Origin of the sequence: Luteimonas viscosa, assembly GCF_008244685.1 — a bacterium.
Taxonomy (GTDB): domain Bacteria; phylum Pseudomonadota; class Gammaproteobacteria; order Xanthomonadales; family Xanthomonadaceae; genus Luteimonas; species Luteimonas viscosa.
Genome location: NZ_VTFT01000001.1, coordinates 320,150 through 345,973, shown reverse-complemented (window position 1 = coordinate 345,973; position 25,824 = coordinate 320,150). Strand labels below are relative to the sequence as shown.

The following is a 25,824-nucleotide window of genomic DNA, read 5'->3' as shown; positions in this document are numbered from 1 at the left end:
GTGGCGCCGTTGCAACGCGCAACGACAGGCGTAGAGTGCGGACTGCTGGACCAGGGGTACGCAATCGGACAGGGGCGGTTGTGCGCGGGAACCCGGGACTCCGGGTGCCTCCACGTGCATGCGCCCCTGCGTCTTCGCAACAGCTTCGGCGGACGGTCCGGGCAGGTCGGACGGAGCGGTCGTCGATTTCCGCGGGGATCGATGTTTCCGGAGGCGGCATGGACGGGAAGGCGCGTTGGGGTGTGGCGATCGGCCTGTGCCTGGCAGGCGCAGCGGCATTGGCGGCGGTCGCGGTATCGAACGGGAGCGGCACGGGCCGCGCGCTGCTGGCGGCGGTGCAGCTCCAGGGGGCTGCGTCTGCGGGCGGCAACACGATCGCGTCGTCGGCGGCCGCCACGGCCGCGGTCGCGCGCTCCGGGGGCGGCCAGGCTCCGGGCCGCGGCACCTATATCGTCATGTTCCGCGAGCCGGCCGTGGCCGCCTATCGCGGCGGCATCGCCGGGCTGGCGGCGCCCGCCAGCCGCAAGGGCGCCACCGGCGTGGCGCGGCCCGACATGCGCAGCGCCCAGGCGCGCGCCTATGTGCGCTACCTGCAGGATCGCCAGGCGCAGATCGAACGCGACATGGGACGGGCGATCGGCCGTCAGCCGCAGGTGAGCCAGCGCTTCCAGCACGCGATCAACGGCATCGTGGTCGAACTGGGCGAGGCCGAGGCGGACCGCATCCGCAGGCTGGCCGACGTGGCGCTGGTGGACGAATACCGCGAGTACCCGCTCGATACCGATACCGGACCGGCCCTGATCGGCGCACCCGCGGTGTGGAACGGCGCCGCGACCGGCGGTGGCACCGGTCACCAGGGCGAGGGCGTGGTGTTCGGCATCCTCGATTCCGGCATCAACTTCGGCAGCCCGTCGTTCGCCGCGGTCGACCCGATCGACGGCCACGTGCACGTCAATCCGCTCGGCGCCGGCAACCATCTCGGCACCTGCGCGGCCGGCGGCATCGACGAGGGGCGCTGCAACGACAAGCTGATCGGCGGCTACGACTTCGTGTGCGCCGCCCCGGGCAATACCTGCGGCGCCGCCAACATCCGCGAGGAGCCGGGTTTCGGCGACAGCAACGGCCACGGCAGCCACGTCGCCTCGACCGCGGCCGGCAACCGCCGCGACGTCGACATGCTGGGCAACACCCGGCGCATCTCCGGGGTCGCGCCGCGGGCCAACATCGTCGCCTTCGACATCTGCTACACCAACACCGCGACCGGGCAGGGACTGTGCCCGAACGTGTCCGCGGTGGCGGCGGTGAACCAGGCGATCGCCGACGGCGTCGTCGACGTGATCAACTATTCGATCGGCGGCGGTTCGTCGCCGTGGAGCGAAGCGGTTTCGCAGGCCTTCCTCGGCGCGGTCGATGCCGGCATCTACATCGCCGCCTCGGCGGGCAACAGCGGCCCCGCGCCGAACACGCTCGGCCATGTCGAGCCGTGGGTGTCTTCGACCGCATCGGCCCAGCACGGACGCGGCGATTTCGTCGTGGTCCTGGAAGTCACCGGCCCGCAGCCGGTGCCCGACGCGCTGGCCGCGATCGAGATGAATCCCGGCGGCAGCGGTGTGCAGCAGACCGCGGCGATCCCCGGCACCACGCCGCTGGTGGTCAGCCCCGGCATCGATACGGTCGACGACGGTTGCGCCGCGTTCCCGGCCGATGCCTTCGCCGGCGCGATCGCGGTCGTGCGCCGCGGCAGCTGCGCGTTCTCGATCAAGGTCAACAACGCCGCCGCGGCCGGGGCGGTGGCGACGGTCGTCGCCAACAATGCCGCGGGCGGGATCATTCCCTCGGTGCCCGGGACGACGATCCCGGCCTTCGGCATCCTGCAGGCCGACGGCGATGCGCTGCGCGATTTCGCCGCCGCCAATCCGGCGGCGACCGCCGGCATACCGTACCCGGCGATCATCCTCGAGAACCAGCCCGACGTGCTGGCGGCCTCGAGTTCGCGCGGCCCGGCCGGCACGTTCGACCTGCTCAAGCCCGACGTGACCGCACCGGGCGTGCGGATCCTCGCCGCGGTGGCCGGGACCACCATCACCGGCTTCGAGAACGACGTGGGCCTGTACAACGGCACCTCGATGGCGTCGCCCCACCAGGCCGGTTCGGCGGGCCTGATCCGGCAGGCGCGGCCCACCTGGACGCCGCCGGAGATCAAGTCGGCCCTGGCGATGACCGCGGACCGCACCGTGCTGCTGGAAGATGGCGTCACGCCCGCGGATCCGCATGCCGGCGGCTCGGGCCGTATCCGCGTCGATCGCGCGATCGCGGCAGGGCTGGTGCTGCACGAGTCGGCGGCGAACTACCTGGCGGCCAATCCCGCCACCGGCGGCGACCCCGCCACGCTCAACCAGCCCAACATGATCCGGCGCAACTGCGCGCCGCAGTGCGTGTTCGTGCGCACCTTCCGCAACACCCTGGGCAAGGCGCAGGGCTACCGCGCGCGGGTCGAAGGCCTGCCGGCCCGCGTGACGCCGGCCAACCTCAAGGTGCCGGCCGGTGGCACGGTCTCGGTGCGTGTGGTGGTCGACGGCAGCGCACTGCCGGCCGATGGCAGCTGGAACTTCGGCCAGCTGCTGCTGACGCCGGTCGCCGGCAACGCGCAGTCCGCGCCGCCTGCGCTGCACCTGCCGATCGCGGTGATCGTGCCGCCACCGGTGATCCAGCTGCCCGAGCTGGTGTCGCTGGCGCTGCAGCCCGGGCGTTCGGGGCGGGCCACGACCACGGTGACCAATGCCGGCGGTTCGCCGCTGAGCTACGGCTTCGACAACAGCGGCACGGGCATGGCCCTGCTCGCCGATGCGCTGGGACAGAACTCGACCTCGGGCTATCGCGGGACGCGCTACGCGGATCCCGCGGTCGCCGGGTTCGCGGCGCAGTTCAACGCCGACGACTTCAGCCTCGCGGCACCGACGCGGATCCTGTCGCTGCGCGCGGAGGGCTTCGTGGTGAGCGGTGCGGCGCTGGCGGCGGTCTCGCCGACCCTCACCTGGGCGATCTACCCCGATGCAGGCGGGCTGCCATCCGGCGATCCGCTGCGCTCGCCCGGCGCGGCGGCCTGGACCTACACGGCGGCGGCGACTGCGCCGGGCGTGGACACCACCGGTGGGGCGATCACGCTCGACCTCGCCGCCGCGGGTCAGGCCGTCGACCTCGCACCGGGACGCTACTGGCTGCTGGTGCATACCAATTCGACGTTCGCCAACCGCTGGGCCTGGTACGCGTCCGCTTCGCTGGGCAGCGGTGGTTTCGCCGGGCTCAACGTGACCACGGCGGGCGCCGGCAGCTGGACGGCGAACACCGCGTTCCCGGGACTGTCGATGCGGATCGTGGGTGAAGTGGCCTGCGGCGCGCCGTGGATCGGCGCGGTGAATCCTCCGATGGGCACGCTGGCGGCGGGCGCGGCGCGCGCGTCGAGCATCGCGGTGGCCAGCACGGGGCTACCGGGGGGGGCGCATGATGCGTTCTACTGCGTCGGCAGCAACGATCCGGTCAAGCCGAAAGTGGCCGGTGCGATCCGGCTGACGGTCACGCCGTGACCGCTGGCAGCACGGTCTGAAACGCATGGCGAGGGGCCGGGCAACCGGCCCTTCGCACTTTCGGTCGCCGGCACAGGGCCCCGGGCCATCCGCCGCTGCGGCTCAGCCGGTGGTGCAGACCCGGTTGCGGCCTTCGTGCTTGGCCCGGTACAGCGCCGCGTCCGCGGCCGCCAGCAGCGCCGAGCGGGTGCCCCCGGGGAGCGCGAGGGTGGCGACCCCGACGCTGACCGTGATCCGCTGCGGCACGCCGCCCGGCGAGAACGTCGCACCGGCGACCGCGGCGCGCAGCCGCTCGGCCAGCGCCTGCGCGGCGGCGCTGCCGCCCTCGGGCAGGAGGACCGCGAACTCCTCGCCGCCGATGCGCGCGGCGATATCGTCGCCACGCACGTGCTGGCGCACGATCGCCGCGATGTGGCGCAACACCTCGTCGCCGGCGATGTGGCCATAGGTGTCGTTGACCGGCTTGAACAGGTCGACGTCGACGATGCACAGCGCCAGCTCGCGATCGTGGCGCAGGGCGCGCGCGATCTCCTTGTCGAGCATTTCCATGAAGTGGCGGCGGTTGCACAGGTCGGTCAGCGCGTCGTGGGTGGCGAGCTGGTAGATCTCCTCGTGGTAGCGCGCCTCGACGTTGCTCTGGCCGATGAACTTGAGCAGGCTCTCGCCGACCACGATGTGGTCGCCGTCAACCAGCGTGGTTTCCTCCACAGGCAGGTCGTTGACCCGGGTCCGGTTGGTCGCGCCGAGGTCGCGGATGCGGTAGGCGCCGCCGTCGAACCAGATCCGGCAGTGCTCGCGCGAGACGCTCTTGTGGCTGATGACGAGGTCGGCTTCCTGCGAGCGACCGACCAGCAGCGGCGCGTCGGCCAGGTCGATGCGCCGGCCCAGGCCTTCGCCGAGGATCACCACGATGCAGGCCGTGCGCGGCCCCGGCCGGTGCGGACCGCCGCTGAGCATCGTGCGCTGCGTGGTGTTGGCCGGATCGTCGGAGGCGGACATGGCGGCGACAGCAGGTGGCCTTGCAGTGTACCGGAGCGCCCGGGCCTTTCCGCTACCATGGGCGATGCCGCGGGGCCGACAGGGGGCGCCATGACGATCGACGAACGGGATCCGGACCGGACCGAACTGCTGGAAACGCGTGCGCCCGCCGGCGCGGTCGCCAACGGCGACAGCCTCGCGCGCGGGACGCGCCTGGGCCGTTACCGCGTCGACGCGCTGCTCGGGCGCGGCGGCATGGGCGAGGTCTATCGCGCCGAGCAGCTCGAGCCGGTACGCAGGACGGTGGCGCTGAAGCTTCTGCGCGGGCGCACGCTCGACGCGCGCCGCAAGGCCCATTTCGAGATCGAACGCCAGGTGCTGGCGCAGATGCGGCATCCGGCGATCGCGCAGATCTACGACGCCGACACCACCGCTGACGGACACCCGTTCTTCGCGATGGAGTTCATCGACGGGCAGCCGATCGTGTCCTACTGCGAGGCGAAGGCGCTGCCGCTCGCACGCAGGCTCGAACTGTTCATCGAAGTCTGCGAAGGCGTGCAGCACGCGCACCAGAAGGGCGTGATCCATCGCGACCTCAAGCCGGGCAACCTGCTGGTCGACGAGGTCGACGGCCGCGCGCATCCGAAGATCATCGATTTCGGCATCGCCACCGCATCGAGCCTGGCGGGCGCGCACGAGGTCGCCGGCACCCCGGACTACATGAGCCCGGAACAGGCCGCCGGCGACCCCGCCCTGCTCGATACCCGCAGCGACGTCTACTCGCTGGGCGTGGTGCTGTGCGAACTGCTCACCGGCCAGCGCCCGACCGTGGCCGGAGAGACCGTGACCGATCGCAACCGCACGCTGCGGCTGCCTTCGGCGCAGCTCGCGACGCTGCCGCCGGGCGATGCGGCGCGCATCGCGCAGGCGCGCGGGCAGCGGCTCGGAGCGATGCGGCGGGTGCTGCGCGGCGAGCTCGACTGGGTGGTCGCGAAGGCGATGCAGCACGATCGCGGCGATCGCTATGCATCCGCCGCCGCGCTCGCCGACGACCTGCGCCGCTTCCTCTCCGGGCGACCGGTGCAGGCGGTGCCGGCCTCGCGCCTGTACGCCTGGCGCAAGTTCGCCCGACGCCACCGCCCCGGCATCGCCGCCGCGACGATCGCGCTGGTTGCGCTGCTGGGCGGGCTGGCGCTGTCGCTGCACGGCCTGATGCAGGCGCGGGCGCAACGCGCAATTGCCGAGCAGCGCAGTGGGGAGCTGGAAAAGGTGGTCGCGTTCCAGCAGGCGACGCTGGAGGGGATCGACATCGAGGCGATGGGGCGTGGCATGGGCGAGGCCTTGCGCGGACAGGTCTCGCGCGCGAATCCGGGCGACGCGGAGGCGTTCACCCGCGAGCTGGATCGCGCCAGCACCACCGACATCGCCCGCCAGTTGCTGGATGGCAACGTGCTCGCCGGTGCCGAGCGCGCGATCGAACGCGACTTCGGCGCGGAACCGGGTCTGGCCGCCGACCTGCGCGAGTCGGTGGCCAGGGTGCGGCTGGCACTGGGCATGTACGAGGGCGCGGCCGCAGGGTTCGCACAGGTGGCGGACCATCGCCGGCGGGCGCTCGGTCCACGCGACCGCCGTACGTTGCAGGCGGTCGAAGGCCAGGCGCTGGCGCTGCTGCGCGCCGGACAGGCGCAGCGGGCCCAGGACCTGCTGCGACCGGTGCTGCCGCTGTCCGGGGACTGGTCCGAAACCGATGAGCTGGGCGTGCGGCTGGAAATGGCGGAGAGCGAAGCGATCGCCGCGCTGGGCGACCGCGAGCGCGCGTTGTCCCTGCAGCAACCGCTGCTGCAGCGCCTGCAGGGCGCGCTCGGTCCGAGACACCCGCTTGCCTTGCGGGTCGCGACGAATGTCGCGATCAACGAAGGCGCGACCGGCAATCCGGAGCGAGCGGTTGCGCAGTTCCAACGCATCCTGGCCTTGCAGCTCGAACGGCACGGCGAGGACCACGACGAGACCCGGCGGGCGATGGGCAACCTCGCCGCCTTCCACGCCGACGCCGGCAACTACCAGGCCGCCAGCGAACTCAACCGGCGCCTGGTCGAGGTCAACACCCGCCTGCTCGGCGCCAACCACCCGACCACCCTCAGCAACCGCTCCAACCTCGCCACCGACCTCTCCGATCTCGGCCGCCTCGACGAGGCCTGGCCGGAGCTCAACGCGGTGGTGGACGCGCGTGCGCGGGTGCTGGGGCCGGACCATCCGCAGACCCTGCGTTCGCAACTGGCCCGCGCCTCGCTGCTGGCGAAGATGGGGCGCAGCGCGGAAGCCGAGCGGGCATTCCGCGACCTCATCGACGCGCGCACGCGCGTGCTCGGCGCCGACCATCCCGACACGCTGGCGGCCCGTATCCGGCTCGCCGACCTGTTCGCCGCGACCGCACGCAGCGGGCAGGCGCTGGCGCTGCTGGAGGCGGTGCAGCGGCAGGCCCGCGCCGCTGGCGGTCCGGCGCTGCGTTTCGCGGACCAGGCCGCGAGCCTCGCCGCGGAACTCCGCGACACCGCGCAGGCGGATGCGCCAGCGGCGTTGCGTTAGTCCGCTTCGGCGTCACTCGCTGGGTTTCGCCGCCTCCACCGGGGCCTGCGTCGCCGAACGGCGCAGCAGCATCGTCTCGCGGTGGGCGATGTAGCCATTGGCACCGAGCACGATCGCCGCGCCTGCCAGGGTCCAGGCATCGATCGTCTCGCCGAACAGCCACCAGCCGAACACCACCAGCACCGGCAACTGCACGAAGCTGATCGGTTGCAGCGCCGAGACCTCGCCCAGGGCGATCGCGCGCGTCCACAGCAGTTGCCCGAACGTGCCCATCACGCCGGTCGCCACCAGCCACAGCCAGGCCATCGGGTCGGGCCACACCCACTGGAACAGCGCGGGCACCAGCGACATCGGCACCCAGAACACGTAGGTATAGAACACCACCGTGTCCGGCGCGTCGAAACGCGAGAGCTGCTTGATCTGGAGGGCGACGATGCCGCTGAAGAACGCGCCGAGCAGTGCGACGATCATGCCCGGCGTGAAGCCGGTGCCCGGCCGCAGGATCACCATCACTCCGAGGAAGCCGGCCGCCACCGCCAGCCAGCGGCGGATGCGCACGTTCTCGTTCAACCACAGCGCGGCGCCGATGGTGACGAACAGCGGCGTCGCGTAGGACAGCGACACCGCCTGCGCCAGCGGCAGGTGCCCGACCGCCCAGAAGCCGCACAGCATCGCCACCAGTCCGATGCTGGTGCGCACCAGGTAGCGCCCGACGTGGCGGGTGCGGGGCAGCGCGCGGCCGCGACGCAGGATCAGCGGCATCAGGGCGGCGAGACCGAACAGGTTGCGGAAGAACGCGATCTCGGTGGTCGGCACCGTCGCCGTCGCGTAGCGGATCGCAAGGGCCATCATCGCGAACGACAGCGTGCTGCCCAGCATCAGCAGCGCGGCGCGGCCGTATACCGAGGATGGCCACCAGCGGGAGAGCACGCCGGTCACCAGTGGTCGCCGACGATGCGCGGCTCGGGCTCGAGCGCGACGCCGAAGCGTTCCGACACCGAGGCCGCGATCCGACGCGCCAGTGCCAGCAACTGCGCGCCGGTCGCCGCGCCATGGTTGACCAGCACCAGCGCATGCTGCATGGACACGCCGGCATCGCCGTCGCGATGGCCCTTCCAGCCGCAGGCGTCGATCAGCCATGCGGCCGACAGCTTGCGGCCGTCGGCGTCCGCACCCGGGAACTGCGGCAGGCCCGGATGCGCTGCGGCGAGCGCCTGCGCCTGCGCCAGCGGCACGATCGGATTCTTGAAGAAGCTGCCGGCATTGCCGATGACGGCCGGGTCGGGCAGCTTGCGCCGGCGCAGGGCGCAGACCGCGTCGAACACCTGCACCGGGGTGGGAGCGGTGGTGCCGTCGGCGGCCAGCGCCTCGCGCACGCCGGCGTAGTCGATGCGCACCGCGGGCGCGCGCGACAGCCTGAACTCGACGGCGCTGACGATGAAGCGGTCGCGCTCGCGCTTGAACAGGCTGTCGCGGTAGGCGAACGCGCATTCGTCGCGCGGCAGCCGCCGGATGCGCCCGGTCGCGGTCTCGAAGGCCTCGACCACGTGCACGAACTCGCGCAGCTCGACCCCATAGGCGCCGATGTTCTGGATCGGCGCCGCACCGACGGTGCCCGGGATCAGCGCCAGATTCTCCATGCCGAACAGGCCCTGGGCGAGCGTCCAGCGCACGAACCCGTGCCAGTCCGCGCCGGCGTCGGCGCGGACGATCGCATGCCCGCCATCGTCGGAGAGGATGCGCCGGCTGGCGGCGCGCAGCGACAGCGCCGCGCCTTCGGGATCGCCGGCGAAGAGCAGGTTGCTGCCGCCGCCAAGCACCAGCAGTGGACCGGCGGGCAGGGCGGCGAGCGCATCGACGAGCGCCGCCGCGTGGTCGACTTCCAGCAGCAGCGGCGCGCGCGCGGAGACGCCGAAGCTGTTGCGCGCGCGCAGGTCGGCGCCACGGGTCACGCGGAAGGCGTCGCTCATGGCCGGCTCACAGGTTCGGCAGGTTGCCGCGGCTCGGGGCTTCCTTGCGCCGGCGGATGGCCTCAACGCATTCCCCGATCAGTTCGGACCCGCGGTAGATCAGCCCGGTGTACACCTGCACCAGCGAGGCGCCGGCGGCCATCTTCTTGACCGCGTCGGCGCCCGAAAGGATGCCGCCGACGCCCACCAGCGGGATCGCCTCGGGCATGCGCGTGCGCAGCATGCGCAGGACCGCCGTCGACTTGTTCATCAGCGGCTCGCCGGAAAGCCCCCCGGTCTCGCGCGATCGCGGATCGTCCTGCACCGAGATCCGCGACACGGTGGTATTGGTGGCGATCACGCCGTCGACCTGCAGGTCCGCCAGCACCCGCGCGGCCGCGTGCACGTCGTCGTCGGACATGTCCGGCGCGATCTTGACCAGCATCGGCACGCGCCTGCCGTGTTTCGATCCGAGCCGTTCCTGCGCCTCGCGCAGGGTGCCGACCAGGCGCCGCAGCGCCTGTTCCTCCTGCAGCTCGCGCAGGCCGGCGGTGTTGGGCGAGGAGATGTTGACGGTCACGTAGTCCGCCAGCGGGTACACGCGCTCCAGGCAGTGGAGGTAGTCGCGGTCGGCCGACTCGTTGGGCGTGTCCCTGTTCTTGCCGATGTTGATGCCCAGCGGACCGCCGCGCACGCGCACGCGTTCGACGTTGCGCACCAGCGCATCGACGCCGTCGTTGTTGAACCCGAGCCGGTTGATCAGGGCGCGATAGCGCGGCAGCCGGAACAGGCGCGGCTGCGGGTTGCCCGGTTGCGGGCGCGGGGTGACCGTGCCGATCTCGACGAAGCCGAAGCCGAGCGCGAACAGCGCCTCGACGTGCGCGCCGTTCTTGTCCAGGCCGGCGGCGAGCCCGACCGGGTTGGGAAAGGTCAGCCCGAATGCATTGGTCGGGAACGGGCGGGGCCGCGCGCCGAGCAGGCGCGACAGGCCGAGGCCGTGCAGCGTGTCGAGCGAGCGCAATCCGAGCGCGTGCGCGCGCTCGGCTTCCAGCCCGAACAGCAGCGGTCGCACCAGGCCGTACATCTCAGGTGTTGAACCCCAGCCAGACCAGTCCACCGAAGAACACGAGCAGCACGAAGATCCCGACCACGCTGAAGGCGAGCATCGCGTAGCCCAGCACCAGGCCCGCGATCGCGAGGCCGTCGCCGTCCACGCGCTCTGGCTCGCGCCGGATCTCGCCGCGTGCCAGGTGGCCGGTGACGATGGCGACGATGCTGCCGATCCATGGCACCAGGGTCCAGCCGAGGATGCCGGAAACGAGGCTGGTGATGGCGAGGGCGCTGGTCTGGCGGGGCGGGGTGTTCATGGGGCGGCACTCCTGGCGCGTGGCCGAGGCGTTCGGGGGAAAGTCATGCCGGCAGGCGGCCGTTGCGCAAGGCCTGCACCCACTCGTCGCAGCCACGCTCCTGCGCCAGGCCGGCGGCCGGGGAAGGATCGTAGTCGACGGCGAGCAGTTCCGCGCGCCAGTTGCCGCTGTCGCGCTGCAGCATCGCATATCGCGCAGCGGGAGTCCCGCTCTGCATCACGTGCGGCCAGGGCTGCCGGCCGCGGAACGCCTGCAGGCCCACGCTGCCGGGGTTGACGCACAGGCGGCCGTCGTCCAGCCGGAGGACGCGCGGCACATGGGTATGCCCGCACAGGACGACATGCGCCTCGATATCTCCCAGCGCGGCGGCGACCTCGTCGGCGCGCGCGGCGCGTGAGCCACCGGGTTCGACCCGTTCCATCAGGTAGCCGACGTCGCTGCCGGGCGTGCCGTGCAGCAGGTGCACCTCGTCCAGCCGCGCCTGCGCGGGCAGGGCGGCGATCCATGCCAACTGGTCCGGCGTCAGCGCCGCATGCGCGAAGCGATCGGACTCGCCCATCGCGGCGACATCGTCGCCCAGCAGCTGGCGCTCGTGGTTGCCGCGGATGGTCAGCGCCGGCGTGCCCATCAGCAGCGCCACCGTCTCCGCCGGCCAAAGCGGGCCGGAGGCGATGTCGCCCAGGTTCACGATCGCGTCGCAGCCGCGGCGGCGGAGGTCGGCCAGCACCGCCTGCAGCGCGTGCAGGTTGCCGTGGACGTCCGAGAGCGCGGCGATGCGCATGGCGCGTGCGCCCGCGGTCAGAGGTCGAACTTGATGCCCTGGGCGAGCGGCAGCGCGTCGGAGTAGTTGATGGTGTTGGTCTGCCGGCGCATGTACGCCTTCCACGCGTCCGAACCCGACTCGCGGCCGCCGCCGGTCTCCTTTTCGCCGCCGAAGGCGCCGCCGATCTCGGCACCGGAGGTGCCGATGTTGACGTTGGCGATGCCGCAGTCGGAGCCCCAGGCCGCGAGGAACGCCTCGGCGCGCTTGAGGTTGGTGGTGAAGATCGCCGACGACAGCCCCTGCGGCACCGCGTTCTGCATGGCGATGGCGTCGTCGAGCTCGCGGTACTTCATCACGTACAGGATCGGCGCGAAGGTTTCGTGCTGGACGATGTCGGCGTCGTTCGAGAGCCCGGTGACGATCGTCGGCAGCACGAAGTAGCCCTTGCGGTCGGTCAGCGCGGCGCCGCCGGTCTCGATGGTGCCGCCGGCCGCTTTGGCCTTCTCCACGGCCTCGAGGTAGGCATCGACCGCGTCGCGGCTGTTGAGCGGGCCCATCAGGTTGGCCGGATCGGTCGGATCGCCGATCCTCGATCCGACCTGCTCGTAGGCGGCGACCAGCTTGCCGAGCACGTCGTCGTAAATGGATTCGTGCACGAACAGCCGTCGCGTGCTGGTGCAGCGCTGGCCGGCGGTGCCGACCGCGCCGAACACGATGGCCGGGATCGCGAGCTTCAGGTCGGCGGTCTCGTCGACGATGATCGCGTTGTTGCCGCCCAGCTCCAGCAGGCTGCGGCCCATGCGCCGCGCGACGCGCTCGCCGACCTGGCGGCCGACCCGGGTCGAGCCGGTGAAGCTGACCAGGGCGATGCGCCTGTCGTCGACGAACTGCTGCGCCAGCTCCGTGCCGCCGTCGTTGAACAGGAAGAAGATGTCCGGGAAGCCGGCCTTGCGCAGCGCCTCGTTGCAGATCTTCATCGACGCGATCGCCGACAGCGGCGTCTTCGGCGACGGCTTCCAGATGCAGATGTCGCCGCACACGCCGGCGACGAACGCGTTCCATGCCCACACCGCGACCGGGAAATTGAACGCGCTGATGATCCCGACCAGGCCGATCGGATGCCACTGCTCGTACATGCGGTGGCCGGGGCGCTCGCTGTGCATGGTCAGGCCGTAGAGCTGGCGCGACAGGCCGACGGCGAATTCGCCGATGTCGATCATCTCCTGGACCTCGCCGTCGCCCTCGGGCTTGGACTTGCCCATCTCCAGCGCCACCAGCGAACCGAGCGCGTCCTTGTGCGCGCGCAGCGCATCGGCGCACAGGCGGATCGCTTCGCCGCGGCGCGGCGCCGGGGTGGTGCGCCAGACCTTGAACGCGGCCTGCGCGCGCTCGACGATCAGCTCGTAGTCGGCCTGCGACGAGGCCTGCACGCGCCCCAGCACCTCGCCGGTGGTGGGGTTGACGGGCTCGAGCACGCCGGCATCGGTGGTCTTCGACCACTCGCCGTTGCCGAGGTAGGTGCCGGATTCGTCGGCGCCGAGGCCGAGTGCGCTGAGGACGGGGTGGGTCATGGCGGGAACTCCTGTGCATCGCGACGCCCGCGGGGGCGGACGGCGATGGCCTTGCATGGGTGGTGCCCCCGGCGCGATTCGAACGCACGACCTTCCCCTTAGGAGGGGGACGCTCTATCCAGCTGAGCTACGGGGGCCAAGTGCCGCGATTTTCGCATGCCGGCAAGGAACAAGCCAAAAACGCGAACAGGCCCGCGGTGATCCGCGGGCCTGTCGATGGGTGGAACCGGTCGCGGCCGACTGCCGCCGTTCCTCAGGGCGTGACCACCACCGTGCCGCGCATCAGCGAGGAGTGGCCGGGGAACGAGCAGAAGAAGGTGTAGGCGCCGCCGGCCTTGAGCTTGTTGCCGGGAAGCGAGGCGGTCGCGGTCTGGCCGCCGCCGATCATCTTCGTCGACGCCAGCACGCGCGCGTCGCCGGCCGGCAGGTAACCGCCCGCGGCACCGGCCTTGAGCCCGTCCCTGGCGACGGCGTCGGCGTCGGGGGTGGCCGTGACCACCACGTTGTGGCCCATCGCCGCGACCGGCAGCTTGCCGGTGTGCTCCAGCTCGATGGAGATGCTCTTGCAGGCGGCCGAGACGCTGACGCTCTTCTGGTCGTACTGCATGTTGTCGCCGCCCTTGAGCTTGATCGTGCAATTGGGGGCGGCCTGGACCACGCCGGCGCAACCGAGCAGGGCCAGTGCGATGAGGGATTTGCGGATGTTCATGGGGTAGGGCTCCGTTGGGTCGTGTGTCTTTCTGGTTGACGCCATGCTCGCGGTTCGCGGGGCGCGGCGCCTTGATCTGGATCAGCCGATGCGGATGCGCCGCATGTGAGACTAGCGTTGCACGGCGCCCAGCCGCTATCCCGGGGCTGAATGCCGGTTGGGCGTCGCCTGCGCGATGGCGACGGTGCGCCGCGGCCCGTCCGCAGTGCATTGACGCTTTCGCCCGGGCGTCTTCTCTCCCGCCACCCCTTGCCGATCAATGTCGACCTCCGAACCGCCATCGCCCTTGCCCGGCCCGGACCTGTGTACCGAGGAACAGGTGACGCGAATGGTGCACGCGTTCTACGCCCGGGTGCGCGCCGACCCGCTGCTGGGGCCGGTGTTCGCCACCCATGTCGACGACTGGCCGGCGCACCTGGCGCAACTGGTCGACTTCTGGTCGGCGATGTTGCGCGGCACGCGTCGCTTCAGCGGGGCTCCGGTGCAGCGCCACAACGCGCTGCCGGGCCTGGACGCGGCGATGTTCGAGCGATGGCTGGCGCTGTTCGCGACCACCACGGCGGAACTGGGCAATCCGGCGATGCAGCACCTCGCCGACGAGATGGCCCGGCGGGTGGCGGCGAACCTGCAGGCGCGCTATCGGCCCGAAGGGGGCGCCGCGGACGCCGGCTGATCCGTCGCCGGCGGCCGGGTGGGCGCTGGAAGGCGTGACATCGGCGCTCGCGGACCTGGGCAGGACGGGCGGTCCGTGCCCCCCGAGGGAGCGCGACGGGCGCGTTGTCCCCGTACCTGCTCTGGGCGCGACACGCCTAGGGCAGGGGCTGGCAGCCCAGGGCCGACAGCAGGCCGTGCAGCGCCGGCACCCGCATCAGCCAGGGCGCGGCGATCGTCAGCAGTCCCATCGCCAGTACCACCAGCGCGGCTCCCGTCCGCAGCCCGGGTCGCTGCAGCCAGCGCCCCATGCGCTGGCCCGACCAGGTCAGCGGCAGCATCACCGGCAGGGTGCCGAGGCCGAAGGCGAGCATCGTCAGCGCGCTGTTGCGCGGATGCGCCTGCAGCCAGGCCACCGTCAGCAGACTGAAGCTCAGGCCGCACGGCAGCCAGCCCCAGAGCGCGCCGATGCCGATCCGCCGCGGCAGCGTGTCGGCCGGCAGCAGGCGCCGCTGCAGCGGCTGCAGCCACGACCAGGCACGGGCGCCGGGGCGGGACAGGAAGCCGGGCAGGGCGCGTACGCCCAGCAGGCGCAGCGCCACCACCACCAGCGCCGCCCCGGCCAGCGCCCGCAGCCCGATACCGATCCAGGGATCGCGCAGCACCGTGACCAGCCCGTGTCCGAACGAGCCCACGATCAGCCCCGCCAGCACGTAGCCGCCGACCCGCCCGAGGTTGAGCTGCAGCGCGCCGGCCCAGCCGCCGCCCGGCGCGGTCGCCGACAGGCCGGTGGCGATGCCGCCGCACATCGCGGCGCAGTGCAGGCCGCCGAGCAGGCCGCTGGTCAGGGCGGCCAGCAGCACCAGCCAGTCAATCGGCATCGCGGGTCCCGGGCGCGCCGGCGCGTTCGCGCGCGGCTCGGGTTTCGCGCAGCTCGTCCTCGTCCTCGGCGAGGATGTCGAGACCGGGCGTATCGAGGTCGTCGAACTGGCCGCGCCGCACCGCCCAGACGAAGGCCCAGACCGCCAGCCCCAGCAGCACCAGGCTGATCGGCACCAGCAGCAGCAGGATCCTCATGCCGGGCTCCGGGTCAGGCGCAGGGCGTTCAGGGTGACCACCAGCGACGATCCTGCCATGCCCAGCGCCGCGATCCACGGCGTCACCAGCCCCGCGGCCGCCAGCGGCACCGCCAGCAGGTTGTAGCCCAGCGCCCAGGCGAAGTTCTGGCCGATCACGCGGCGGCTGCGGCGCGCCAGTCGCACCGCGGCGGGAATGCGCATCAGGGTCGGCCCGGTCATCACCAGGTCCGCCGCGCGCTGCGCCAGGGCCGCGCCGGTGTCCATCGCCAGCGAGACGTCGGCTCCGGCCAGCACCGGCGCGTCGTTGAGGCCGTCGCCGACCATCGCCACGATCCGGCCCTCCGACTGCAGCCGCCGCACCAGCGCGAGCTTGTCCTCGGGACGCTGGCGGGCATGGGCCTCGCCGATGTCGAGCGCCCGCGCCAGCGACGACACTGGCGCGGCGGCATCGCCGCTGGCGAGATGGATGCGCAGGCCGAGTCCACGCAATGCGGCCAGCGCGTCCGGCGCGTCCGCACGGATCGATTCGCGCAACGTGAAGCGTGCCGTCGCGGCCCGGCCGTCGCCGAGCCACAGCGCGCCGTCGTCCTCGCCGTCGCAGGCGAATTCGGCGCGGCCGAGTCTCCAGCCGCGCCCGGCGATCTCGCCCTCGATGCCCCGGCCGGCGACCGCCCGTACGCCCGCCGCAGGCAGTCCGGCCTCGGCATGCGCGAACGCGGCGGCGAGCGGATGGTTGGCATCGCGTTCCAGCGCGGCGGCGATGGCCAGGGCGTCGCCCCGGGCGAATCCGTCGAACGTCTCGACGTCCGCCAGGACCGGACGGTCGTCGCTGAGCGTACCGGTCTTGTCGAACACGATGTCGGTCGCGCCGGCCAGCGTTTCCATCGCGTCGGCGCGCGTGGCCAGCACGCCGACACGCGCCAGCGCGCCATGCGCGGCCGCGAGCGCGGTGGGAACCGCCAGCGACAGCGCGCAGGGACAGCTGATCACCAGCAGCGCCAGCGTCACCTCGAACGCGCGCGACGGATCGTAAAGGCGCCATCCGGCGTAGACGAGCACGGCGACGAACAGCAGGCCGACCACGAAACGGCCGCCGACCCGGTCGGCCATCCGCGCCAGCCGCGGGCGATGCGCCTGCGCGTCCTCGACCATCCGGGTCAGCTGCGAGAGCCGGGTCTGCGCGCCGGTGCAGGCGATGCGGATGCGCGCGGGCGTCTCGCGGTTGACGGTGCCGGCGTAGACCTGGTCCCCGCGTGCCTTGCGCACCGCGCCGGGCTCGCCGGTCAGCAGCGATTCCTCGAGCCAGGTCTCCGCGTCGAGCAGCACGCCGTCGGCGGGCACCGGTTCGCCCACCGCGATGCAGGCCACGTCGCCGGGACGCAGGTCGGCCAGCGCCACCGACTCGCGGCCGCCGTCGGCGGTCTCGCGGGTCGCGAACGCGGGCCGCGCGCGCGCCAGCGCGTCGACCTGGGCGCTGGCGACGTTGCGCGCGCGCTGCTCGAGCATGCGCGCGGCCAGCAGCAGGAACACGAACATCACCGCGGCATCGAACCACACGTGCGCGCCGCCGCGGAGCGTCTCGACCAGGCTGGCGAAGTACGCCAGCAGGGTGGAGGTGGCGATCAGCGTGTCCATGCCCACATGGCGTGCGCGCAGTTCCCGCCACATGCCCGACAGGAACGGCCAGCCGGAATAGAACACCACCGGCGTCGACAGCAGGAACGCGATCCAGCGGAAGAAGTCTCGGGTGGCGGCCGGCATCTGGTTGTCGAAGTCCAGGTACAGCGCCTCGGCCAGCATCATCGCCTGCAGGGTGCCGAGCCCGGCCACGCCCAGGCGCAACAGCCAGCGGTTGCGCTCGGCGATGCGGGCGCGCTCGCGCGCGTCGCCGCCGGCGAGGTAGGGCCGGTAACCCAGCGCCGCGAGCCGCTGCAGCACCCGCGACAGCGGCGTGCGTGCCGGGTCCCAGTCGATGCGGATGCGGCCGGTGACGGCGTTCGCGGTGACGTCGCGCACGCCCGGCTCGCGCGCCAGCGCCTTCTGGATCAGCCAGGCGCAGGCCGCGCAGCGCATGCCGTCGGTGAGCAGGGTGATGCGGTGACCGCCGTCGATCGCGTGCGCGTGCTCGCGCAGCAGGTCTTCGCGGTCCCAGGCGGACAGGTCCACGCGTTCGTTGCCGACGCGCCCGGCGGCGGCGGTGCGCAGGCGATAGTAGTCGCCGAGATCGGCATCCCGGATCCAGCGCGCCGCCGCGGCGCAGCCGTCGCAGCAATAGCGTCCGCCGTCGGCATCGACGACGCGATGCGCGGCGGCCTGCGGCAAAGGTTCGCCACAATGCAGGCAGGGCGCCGGCACGGCGTCCATGCGGACGGCCTATTGCGCCAACGACGGGGCCAGGCGCGTCGCGTGCTGCTGTTTGGGCAGGCGGCCGTGCAGGCGCCAGCTGCCATCGGCGGCGGAGAGTTCGACGATCCAGTCGTGACCGTCGTCGATCGCCTGCTCGGTGCGCCAGCCGGTGGCGCTCGGCGGCAGGTCGAGCTCGAGGTCTTCAGTGCCGCGGCTGGGATGCTGCAGCGCCAGATGCAGCGTGGCCTTGCGGGCGAAATCACCGGTGGCGGGAATGACCTCCAGCACGCCTTCGTCCGCGCGCAGCACCGCGCTCAGGCCGAGCGCGCGCGCATTCTCGTCGGGCCCGAGGTTGGCGGTCTGGATCTGCGAGATGCGGCGGACGTCGTCGCGCACCACGTCGGCGCCGCCGCTGCGGGTGGCGATCACCACCAGGCCGATGCCGGCCACGACCGACGCCAGCGGCAGCCCGACCACCAGCCACATGATCGGCATCTTCCACCAGGGCTTCCTGTCGCTATTGCTCATCACATCGGTCCGAAGAAGCTGCTGTCGATCACCTTGCGGCTGCCGCCATCGGCGTCCTCGACGACGAAGCGGATGTCGTTGCGCCCGCCCGCGCCGTCGCGCGAGACCACCACCACCGGCACCGACACCACCGCCCCGGCCCTGGCGTGCAGGAGGCTGTCATTGTCGCGCAGTTCGATGCCCGGCGGCGCCTCGATCGCGACCCGGAACGTCCGGTCGCGGTCGGACTTGTTCACCAGCTTGAGCGTGTAGTCGTTCTCGACCATGCCGTCGGCGGTTTCGCGGTACAGGGCGTTGCGGTCGCGCAGGGCCTCGACGATCAGGTCGCTGCGGGTACCCACGCCCACCGCCCAGGCGATCATGAACCCGAGCAGGAGCAGGCCGTAGACGATGATGCGCGGGCGCAGCACCCGGGTCGACTTGCCGTCGATCGCGTTCTGCGTCGAGTAGCGGATCAGGCCGTGCGGGTAGCCCATCTTGTCCATCACTTCGTCGCAGGCGTCGATGCAGGCGCCGCAGGCGATGCACTCGTACTGCAGCCCGTTGCGGATGTCGATGCCGGTGGGGCAGACCTGCACGCAGATCGTGCAGTCGATGCAGTCGCCCAGCTGTTCGGGTGCGAACTTCGGCAGCGGCGCCACTTCGCCCAGGTCGCCGTCCCAGGTGATGGTGCCCTTGGCGTGCACCAACTGGGAGGCTGCGGAAGGATGCCGGCCGGCACGGAACACGTAGTCGTAGGCGGCGGCCTTGTCGAGCAGTCCGCGCGCGCGCTCGAGCACGCTCGACAGGCCACGCTTGCGCGGCCCGCGCGGCTCCCCGCGTAGCGGGTCGTAGGCGATGATCAGGGTGTTGCGGTCGAACATCGCGCTCTGGAAGCGCGCGTAGGGGCACATGTACTTGCACACCTGTTCGCGCAGGAACCCGGCGTTGCCCCAGGTGGCCAGCGCGTAGAACAGCACCCAGAAGGTTTCCCAGCCGCCCCACGACAACGTGGCCAGGCGCGAGCCAAGCTCGGTGATCGGGGTGAAGAAGCCGACGAAGGTGAAGCCGGTCCACAGCGCGAACAGCAGCCACAGCGTGTGTTTCGCCCCCTTGCGCAGCACCTTCTCGCGACTCCAGGGCGCGGCGTCGAGCTTCATCCGCTTCGGCCGGTCGCCCTCGGTCCAGCGTTCCATCCACAGGAACACCTCGGTCCACACCGTCTGCGGGCAGGCGTAGCCGCAGAACAGCCGGCCGGCCAGGGCGGTGAAGAAGAACAGCGCCAGCGCGGCGATGATCAGCAGCAGGGCCAGGAACAGGAAGTCCTGCGGCCAGAAGGTCAGGCCGAAGACGTGGAACTTGCGTGCCGGCAGGTCGAACAGCACCGCCTGGCGGCCGTCCCAGCGCAGCCACGGGAACACGTAGAACATGCCCAGCAGCCAGACCACGGCCGCCACGCGCAGGCGGTTGAGCGGTCCGGAGACGTCGCGCGGGTAGACCTTGCGCTCCTTGACGTAAAGCGAGCTGCCGCCGTCGTCGACCACGTCGATGGGGATGTCGCGGCTCATCGCGCCGGTCCGGTGGTCCGGGTGGGGAGGCTGCGCGTATTCGGAATCGGGGGCAGGAGGTTCATCTGGATGGCTCCACCGGTCGTTGCCCGGTGTGGCTGGAAGCGAGGGCCCGCGTATGGGCCCGCTCCAGTATGGGGATCGCCCGGCGCGGAGAAAGCGACAGAATGTCCCACTGCGCACCGGGCCCGGAGGCACCTCGCCATCGTCGCCATCACCCGGGCGGCAGTGCCCGGTTGAATCGGCTCGCCGGTCGCAGCAGGATCCAGGTGAACAGGCTCGACGACGCCGTCGCCAGCCAGAACATGAAGAATCCGATGGTGTAGCCCAGTTCGCGCGTGACCGGCACTCCGGGGAAGGTCATGTCGCGCAGTTCGATCGGATCGATGAAGGCGAAGAACACCATCGTGCACACGCCCGCGGCGAAGAAGCTCGGCCATGCGATCGCACCCACCCGCTGCGCCATGGGGCGCGGCGGGTGGTCGAAACGCGGCTCGGTGAAGTCGGTCATTGCCGTTCCGGCGGGGCCTGCGCGGCAGCGGTGGCGGAGGATTGCGACAGCGACCAGACGTAGGCCGCCACCAGGCGCGCGCGGGTTTCGCCGAGCAGGTCGCGGTGCGCGGGCATCACGCCGTGGCGGCCGTCGATGATCGTCGTGCGGATGCTGTCGAGCGTATTGGGATAGAGCGTGTTGCGTACGGTCAGGTCGGGTGCGCCGAGGTCCTGGTTGCCCTTGCCGTCGGGACCGTGGCAGGCGATGCACAGGCTGTCGTAGTACTTCTTGCCGCGCGCGGCCATGTAGTCGGAGCGCAGGGTCGCCTCGATGTCCTCGGAGCGCAGCGCGCGCACGTAGGTGGCGGCCTGGGTGACCGCGACGTCGCCGCCGATGCCCTCGAGCACGGTGCCGAGCGGCGGCATCACGCCCTGGCGGCCGTCGAGCACCGATTGCAGGATCCGATCCGGGTCGCCGCCCCAGTTCCAGGTCGCGTCGGTCAGGTTCGGGTAGCCTGGTGCACCCTGGGCCGACGAGCCGTGGCAGGCTGCGCAGGTGTTGGCGAAGATCGAGCGGCCCAGTTCCATCGCCGCCGGATCCTGCGCCAGGCGCTCGAACGGCTGGTCGGCGTAGACGCCGAAGGTTTCCTCGAGCTGGCGGTCGCGGCGCGCCTTTTCCGCGTCGTGCGCGCCGGCCGAGGTCCAGCCGCTGGTGCCGGCGAAGCTGCCGAAGCCGGGGAACCAGACCAGGTAGCCGATGCTGAAGACGATGGTGATGTAGAACAGGTTGATCCACCACTTCGGCAACGGCTTGTTGTACTCGGTGACGTCGCCGTCCCAGACGTGGCTGGTGTCCTCCGGCTTCGGGTCGCCCGGGCGTCGGCGCGCGGTCCACCACAGCAGCCAGACGCAGCCGCCGATGTTGAGCACCACCAGGACGATCACGTACCACGACCACGCGCTGCTCATCGGGGGGACTCCTGCTCATCGTCCAGCGGCAGTCGCGCCGCGTCTTCGAACTCGCGCTTGCGCCGCGGACTCCAGGCCCAGATCCATCCGCCGACGAAGCACAGCAGCAGCACGCCTGTGACGATGCCTGAGATCATGGCGCTTCTCCCGCCTGTGGCGCGTGCCGTCCGAGGCCCTGGAGGTAGGCCACCACCGCATCGAGCTCGGTCTTGCCGGCGACGGCTTCCGGTGCCTGGGCGATGTCTTCATCCGTGTAGGGATCGCCGATGCCCTGCAGCGCGCGCATCCGGTGGGCGACCTGGTCGCGGTCGACGGTGCGGGTGGCCAGCCAGGGATAGGCCGGCATGTTCGACTCGGGCACCACGTCGCGCGGGTTGATCAGGTGCACCCGGTGCCAGTCGTCCGAATAGCGGCCGCCGACGCGGGCGAGGTCGGGGCCGGTGCGCTTGCTGCCCCACTGGAACGGCCGGTCGTAGACCGATTCGCCGGCCAGCGAATAGTGGCCGTAGCGTTCGGACTCGAAGCGCAGCGTGCGCACCATCTGCGAGTGGCAGTTGTAGCAGCCCTCGCGCACGTAGACGTCGCGGCCCGCGAGCTCCAGCGCCGGGTAGGGCTCCACGCCCGGCAGCGGCTCGATCGCCTCGGCCTGGTACATCAGCGGCACGATCTCGGCCAGCCCGCCGAACGACACCACCACCGCGATCAGCACCGCCATCAGGCCGATGTTCTTCTCGACCTTCTCGTGGGCGTTGTGGTTCCCGCTCATGCCTGCGCTCCTGCGCGTGCCTGCGCCACCGGCGCCAGGGCTTGGGACGGATCGGGCGGCAGCACCGGCTGGTCGGCGGCGACCGCCTGGCCCTGGCGGTAGGTCTTCCACAGGTTGAAGGCCATCAGGAACATGCCCGACAGCACCACCACGCCGCCGAGCAGGCGCACGAAGTAGTAGGGATAGGTGGCGTTGAGCGCTTCGACGAAGCTGTAGGTCAGGGTGCCGTCGTCGTTGGTCGCGCGCCACATCAGGCCCTGCATCACCCCGGCGATCCACATCGAGGCGATGTACAGCACCACGCCGATGGTGTGCATCCAGAAATGCAGGTCGATCCACTTGGTCGAGTACATCTCGCGCAGGCCCAGCAGTCGCGGCAGCAACGCGTAGATCGAGCCGATCGAGATCATCGCCACCCAGCCCAGCGCGCCGGCGTGCACGTGGCCGACCGTCCAGTCGGTGTAGTGCGACAGCGAGTTGACCGTCTTGATCGACATCATCGGTCCCTCGAAGGTGGCGATCATGTAGAAGCTGATCGCGACGATGAGGAACTTCAGGATCGGGTCGGTGCGCAGTTTGTGCCACACGCCCGACAGGGTCATGATGCCGTTGATCGCGCCGCCCCAGCTGGGGGCCAGCAGGATCAGCGAGAACACCATGCCCAGGCTCTGCGCCCAGTCGGGCAGGGCGGTGTAGTGCAGGTGGTGCGGGCCGGCCCACATGTAGACCGCGATCAGCGCCCAGAAGTGCACGATCGACAGCCGGTACGAGTACACGGGCCGCCCGGCCTGCTTGGGCACGAAGTAGTACATCATCCCGAGGAAGCCGGCGGTCAGGAAGAAGCCGACCGCGTTGTGGCCGTACCACCACTGCACCATGGCGTCGACCGCGCCGGTGTAGATGCTGTAGGACTTGCCGATCCCGACCGGGATCGAGATGTTGTTGACGATGTGCAGCAGCGCCACGGCGATGATGAACGAGGCGTAGAACCAGTTCGCCACGTAGATGTGCTTGACCTTGCGGATCGCGATGGTGCCGAGGAACAGCACCGCGTAGGCGACCCAGACCACCGCGATCAGGATGTCGATCGGCCATTCCAGCTCGGCGTACTCCTTGCCCTGGGTCCAGCCCAGCGGCAGGGTGACCGCGGCCAGCACGATCACCAGTTGCCAGCCCCAGAACACGAACGCCGCCAGCTTGTCCGAGAGCAGCCGCACGTGGCAGGTGCGCTGGACCACGTGCAGGCTGGTGGCGAACAGCGCGCAGCCGCCGAAGGCGAAGATCACCGCGTTGGTGTGCAGGGGCCGCAGCCGGCCGTAGCCGAGCCATTCGATGCCGTGGGTCAGGTCGGGCCAGTACAGCTGGGCCGCGATGATCACGCCCACCAGCATGCCGACGATGCCCCAGACCACGGTCATCACCGCGAACTGGCGCACCACCTTGTCGTTGTAGGTCGTTGTCGCGGCCTGCTGCATGGAGCCTTCCCCGGGTCCGAATGTCGCGCAGAGTATGCACGCGGCGCGGAACCGTCGTTGATCCAGATCAAAGCGCGCCAGGCGCGATCGTGGAAGGGTTCGGGCACCGGTCGTCGCCAACGTGGCTTGATCCGGGTCAAGGCGGACGCGCCGGCGGCTGCGGATACTCACCCCATGCAGACCACCCCATCCCCAGTTCCCCCGCAGCCGAGCTGGCGCTTCGACGCCGACCTGCTGCGCCGCTACGACCGGCCGGGGCCGCGTTACACCTCGTATCCCACCGCGCCGAACTTCGCCGAGGGCTTCGGCGAGGCGGACTTCTGCGACCTCGCCCGGCGCAGCAACGACGATCCGATTCCGCGCCAGCTCTCGCTCTACGTCCACATCCCGTACTGCCAGAGCCCGTGCTTCTACTGCGGCTGCAACCGGGTGATCACCCGCGACGAGGCCAAGGGGCGGATCTACCTGGACCGGCTGCAGCGCGAGGTGGCGCTGGTCGCGCCGCTGTTCGACCGCGACCGCGAGGTGATCCAGCTGCACCTGGGCGGCGGCACCCCGAACTTCCTCGCACCGCGCCTGCTGGGCGAGCTGGTCGGCAGCCTCGGCCGCCAGTTCAGCTTCAGCAACGCGCTCGACCGCGACTTCTCGATCGAACTGGATCCGCGCTTCGTCACTCCCGAGGACATCGAGGTGCTCTCGGCGATCGGCTTCAACCGCACCAGCCTGGGCGTGCAGGACTTCGATCCCGAGGTGCAGAAGGCGATCAACCGCGAGCAGGGGATCGACGAGACCCTGGCGATCATCGACGCCTGCCGCCGCTTCGGCATGCGCTCGGTCAACGTCGACCTGATCTACGGCCTGCCGAAGCAGACCCCGGAGGGCTTCGGGCGGACCCTCGACACGGTCGTCGCCGCGCGCCCCGACCGGCTGGCGATCTACGGCTATGCGCACATGCCGCGGCTGTTCAAGGCGCAGCGGCAGATCCGCGACGACGACCTGCCCGGCGCCGAGGGCAAGCTGGCGCTGCTGGAACTGGCGGTGGAGCGGCTCGGCGCCGCCGGCTATGTCTACATCGGCATGGACCACTTCGCCCTGCCCGGGGACGAACTGGCGCGCGCGCAGCGCGAGGGCGGCCTGCACCGCAACTTCATGGGCTACACCACCCATGCGCAGACCGACCTGGTCGGCTTCGGCGTGAGCGCGATCAGCCACGTCGGCGACAGCTTCACCCAGAACCACCGCGACCTGCCGTCGTGGGAGGCGGCGATCGACGAGGGCCGGCTGCCGATCTGGCGCGGGCTGATGCTCGGCAACGACGACGTGCTGCGCGCGGACCTGATCCAGCAGCTGATGTGCCAGGGCGAGATCGATACGCGCCAGGTGGAGAAGACCTACGGCATCCGCTTCGGCGAGTATTTCAGCGACGCGCTGGCCGCCCTGCGGCCGCTGCAGGAGGACGGCCTGGTGCAGTGCCCGCCGGGCACGATCCGCGCCACGCCCCGCGGAAGGGCGCTGTTGCGTATCATCGCCATGTGTTTCGACCGGTACCTGGGCGCCCAGAGCGAGGGAGTGCGCTATTCCCGGACCATCTGAGGCGACGGAATCAAGGCAGCGAGCGTGCAGGAATCCCCACTGAAGGCATCTCCCGGCACACCGATCGCCGACGATGGCGACGAGTTCAGCTTCTGCAGTACCTGCGCCTTCTCCGCGGCCTGCCTGTCCGAGGGTTACGACAAGAGCCTGCTGCGCGACCTGCACGTGCTGGTCGAGCATGTCGGCCCGTTCCGTGAAGGCGATCACATCTTCCGCGAGGGCGACCCGTTCAACGCGATCGCCGCGGTGCGCGCGGGCACGGTCAAGACCTACGTGAACGACGCCAACGGCCGCGAGCAGGTGCTGGGGTTCTTCCTGCCGGGCGAGGTGATCGGGCTCAACGCGATCGCCACCTCGCGCTACCCATGCAACGCGGTGGCGCTGGACACGGTGATGCTGTGCCGGTTCTCGTTCCCGATGATGGCCACCCTCGCCGGGCGCATGCCCGGCCTGCAGCGGCACCTGTTCAACCTGCTCAGCCAGGACATCGGCAAGGCCTCGCTGCTGTCGGGCAACTTCACCGCCGACGAGCGGCTGGCCGCGTTCATCGTCCTGTTGTCGCGGCGCTTCGCCGAACGTGGTTTCTCGCCCACGCGCATGCGCCTGACCATGGCCCGCACCGACATCGCCAACTACCTGCGCCTGGCGCCGGAAACGGTGAGCCGGGTCCTGCGCAAACTGCAGGACGAGGGCGTGCTGAAGGTGGACCGGCGCGACATGGAGCTGCTCAAGCCGTCCGTGCTCGAGGAACTGGCGCACCACGTCCTGCGCGACTGACGCATCGCCCCCAGGGGGCTGGCATGTGCCCCGGGCGGGCATGCCGACCTGGCAGCCGCCCTTCTCCCGCTTGCGGGAGAGGCGGTTCGGGTGC

The 25,824-nt window shown here is 71.1% G+C and carries 23 protein-coding genes and 1 tRNA gene; 5 read left to right on the top strand and 19 right to left on the bottom strand.

Annotation, left to right across the window (positions count from 1 at the left end):
• The first annotated feature begins 218 nt into the window (after nucleotides 1–218).
• Nucleotides 219–3,584, top strand: coding sequence for a S8 family serine peptidase (locus tag FZO89_RS01635; protein ID WP_149101627.1), 3,366 nt, complete (start codon nucleotides 219–221; stop codon nucleotides 3,582–3,584).
• A gap of 102 nt (nucleotides 3,585–3,686) precedes the next feature.
• Here FZO89_RS01635 and FZO89_RS01630 read toward each other — a convergent pair whose 3' ends face one another.
• Nucleotides 3,687–4,583: a GGDEF domain-containing protein gene (locus FZO89_RS01630; protein WP_149101626.1), complete on the bottom strand. Its 897-nt coding sequence runs from the start codon at nucleotides 4,581–4,583 to the stop codon at nucleotides 3,687–3,689.
• 90 nt (nucleotides 4,584–4,673) lie between these two features.
• Between FZO89_RS01630 and FZO89_RS01625 the strand changes: the two genes are divergently transcribed.
• Nucleotides 4,674–7,148 (top strand): serine/threonine-protein kinase, encoded by a 2,475-nt coding sequence (locus FZO89_RS01625; RefSeq protein WP_187471001.1) that lies wholly within the window; start codon nucleotides 4,674–4,676, stop codon nucleotides 7,146–7,148.
• A gap of 12 nt (nucleotides 7,149–7,160) precedes the next feature.
• Here FZO89_RS01625 and FZO89_RS01620 read toward each other — a convergent pair whose 3' ends face one another.
• The 8 genes from FZO89_RS01620 to azu form a co-directional block, all read right to left on the bottom strand.
• Entirely contained in the window at nucleotides 7,161–8,027 is an 867-nt protein-coding gene (locus tag FZO89_RS01620) for a DMT family transporter (protein ID WP_149103983.1), read from the bottom strand.
• Nucleotides 8,028–8,083: 56 nt separating this feature from the next.
• Entirely contained in the window at nucleotides 8,084–9,118 is a 1,035-nt protein-coding gene (murB, locus tag FZO89_RS01615; RefSeq protein ID WP_149101624.1) for a UDP-N-acetylmuramate dehydrogenase, read from the bottom strand.
• 7 nt (nucleotides 9,119–9,125) lie between these two features.
• Nucleotides 9,126–10,181 carry a quinone-dependent dihydroorotate dehydrogenase gene (locus FZO89_RS01610; RefSeq protein ID WP_149101623.1) on the bottom strand — a complete coding sequence of 352 codons (1,056 nt, stop codon included), beginning with the start codon at nucleotides 10,179–10,181 and terminating at the stop codon, nucleotides 9,126–9,128.
• Between the two features lies 1 nt (nucleotide 10,182).
• Nucleotides 10,183–10,464, bottom strand: a complete 282-nt coding sequence (locus tag FZO89_RS01605; protein ID WP_149101622.1) for a DUF4190 domain-containing protein — start codon at nucleotides 10,462–10,464, stop codon at nucleotides 10,183–10,185.
• A 43-nt stretch (nucleotides 10,465–10,507) separates the two neighbouring features.
• On the bottom strand, nucleotides 10,508–11,245 hold the full coding sequence (locus FZO89_RS01600) for a metallophosphoesterase family protein (protein WP_149101621.1): 738 nt from the start codon (nucleotides 11,243–11,245) through the stop codon (nucleotides 10,508–10,510).
• Nucleotides 11,246–11,262: 17 nt separating this feature from the next.
• On the bottom strand, nucleotides 11,263–12,798 hold the full coding sequence (gene amaB / locus FZO89_RS01595) for an L-piperidine-6-carboxylate dehydrogenase (RefSeq protein ID WP_149101620.1): 1,536 nt from the start codon (nucleotides 12,796–12,798) through the stop codon (nucleotides 11,263–11,265).
• 60 nt (nucleotides 12,799–12,858) lie between these two features.
• Nucleotides 12,859–12,935: transfer RNA gene (locus tag FZO89_RS01590), tRNA-Arg, on the bottom strand.
• A gap of 116 nt (nucleotides 12,936–13,051) precedes the next feature.
• Complete coding sequence (gene azu, locus FZO89_RS01585) at nucleotides 13,052–13,507, bottom strand: azurin (RefSeq protein WP_149101619.1); 456 nt, start codon at nucleotides 13,505–13,507, stop codon at nucleotides 13,052–13,054.
• 259 nt (nucleotides 13,508–13,766) lie between these two features.
• Between azu and FZO89_RS01580 the strand changes: the two genes are divergently transcribed.
• Entirely contained in the window at nucleotides 13,767–14,180 is a 414-nt protein-coding gene (locus tag FZO89_RS01580) for a group III truncated hemoglobin (protein WP_149101618.1), read from the top strand.
• Nucleotides 14,181–14,316: 136 nt separating this feature from the next.
• Here FZO89_RS01580 and FZO89_RS01575 read toward each other — a convergent pair whose 3' ends face one another.
• The 10 genes from FZO89_RS01575 to ccoN form a co-directional block, all read right to left on the bottom strand.
• Nucleotides 14,317–15,039, bottom strand: a complete 723-nt coding sequence (locus FZO89_RS01575) for a sulfite exporter TauE/SafE family protein (protein WP_149101617.1) — start codon at nucleotides 15,037–15,039, stop codon at nucleotides 14,317–14,319.
• Nucleotides 15,029–15,235 carry a cbb3-type cytochrome oxidase assembly protein CcoS gene (gene ccoS / locus FZO89_RS01570; RefSeq protein ID WP_149101616.1) on the bottom strand — a complete coding sequence of 69 codons (207 nt, stop codon included), beginning with the start codon at nucleotides 15,233–15,235 and terminating at the stop codon, nucleotides 15,029–15,031. Before ccoS ends, FZO89_RS01575 begins: the two co-directional genes overlap by 11 nt.
• Nucleotides 15,232–17,601, bottom strand: a complete 2,370-nt coding sequence (locus tag FZO89_RS01565; protein ID WP_149101615.1) for a heavy metal translocating P-type ATPase — start codon at nucleotides 17,599–17,601, stop codon at nucleotides 15,232–15,234. Before FZO89_RS01565 ends, ccoS begins: the two co-directional genes overlap by 4 nt.
• A 9-nt stretch (nucleotides 17,602–17,610) precedes the next feature.
• Nucleotides 17,611–18,111: a FixH family protein gene (locus tag FZO89_RS01560; RefSeq protein WP_149101614.1), complete on the bottom strand. Its 501-nt coding sequence runs from the start codon at nucleotides 18,109–18,111 to the stop codon at nucleotides 17,611–17,613.
• Complete coding sequence (locus tag FZO89_RS01555; protein WP_149101613.1) at nucleotides 18,111–19,658, bottom strand: 4Fe-4S dicluster domain-containing protein; 1,548 nt, start codon at nucleotides 19,656–19,658, stop codon at nucleotides 18,111–18,113. The genes FZO89_RS01560 and FZO89_RS01555 overlap by 1 nt, the downstream gene beginning before the upstream one ends.
• 214 nt (nucleotides 19,659–19,872) lie before the next feature.
• Nucleotides 19,873–20,169, bottom strand: a complete 297-nt coding sequence (locus tag FZO89_RS01550; RefSeq protein WP_149101612.1) for a hypothetical protein — start codon at nucleotides 20,167–20,169, stop codon at nucleotides 19,873–19,875.
• The gene (gene ccoP / locus FZO89_RS01545) at nucleotides 20,166–21,119 is read right to left on the bottom strand and encodes a cytochrome-c oxidase, cbb3-type subunit III (RefSeq protein WP_149101611.1); all 954 of its coding nucleotides are present in this window, start codon (nucleotides 21,117–21,119) and stop codon (nucleotides 20,166–20,168) included. Before ccoP ends, FZO89_RS01550 begins: the two co-directional genes overlap by 4 nt.
• On the bottom strand, nucleotides 21,116–21,256 hold the full coding sequence (locus FZO89_RS01540; protein ID WP_149101610.1) for a cbb3-type cytochrome oxidase subunit 3: 141 nt from the start codon (nucleotides 21,254–21,256) through the stop codon (nucleotides 21,116–21,118). Before FZO89_RS01540 ends, ccoP begins: the two co-directional genes overlap by 4 nt.
• Nucleotides 21,253–21,885: a cytochrome-c oxidase, cbb3-type subunit II gene (gene ccoO, locus FZO89_RS01535; RefSeq protein WP_149101609.1), complete on the bottom strand. Its 633-nt coding sequence runs from the start codon at nucleotides 21,883–21,885 to the stop codon at nucleotides 21,253–21,255. The genes FZO89_RS01540 and ccoO overlap by 4 nt, the downstream gene beginning before the upstream one ends.
• Nucleotides 21,882–23,360, bottom strand: coding sequence for a cytochrome-c oxidase, cbb3-type subunit I (gene ccoN, locus FZO89_RS01530; RefSeq protein WP_149101608.1), 1,479 nt, complete (start codon nucleotides 23,358–23,360; stop codon nucleotides 21,882–21,884). Before ccoN ends, ccoO begins: the two co-directional genes overlap by 4 nt.
• A 174-nt stretch (nucleotides 23,361–23,534) precedes the next feature.
• On the opposite strand from ccoN, the gene hemN reads away from it, so the two are divergent.
• Both hemN and FZO89_RS01520 read left to right on the top strand, forming a co-directional pair.
• A complete protein-coding gene (gene hemN / locus FZO89_RS01525) occupies nucleotides 23,535–24,953 on the top strand; it encodes an oxygen-independent coproporphyrinogen III oxidase (protein WP_149101607.1) in 1,419 nt (472 codons plus the stop codon).
• A 24-nt stretch (nucleotides 24,954–24,977) separates the two neighbouring features.
• Nucleotides 24,978–25,730, top strand: a complete 753-nt coding sequence (locus FZO89_RS01520) for a cyclic nucleotide-binding domain-containing protein (RefSeq protein ID WP_262378475.1) — start codon at nucleotides 24,978–24,980, stop codon at nucleotides 25,728–25,730.
• The last annotated feature ends 94 nt before the right edge of the window (nucleotides 25,731–25,824 follow it).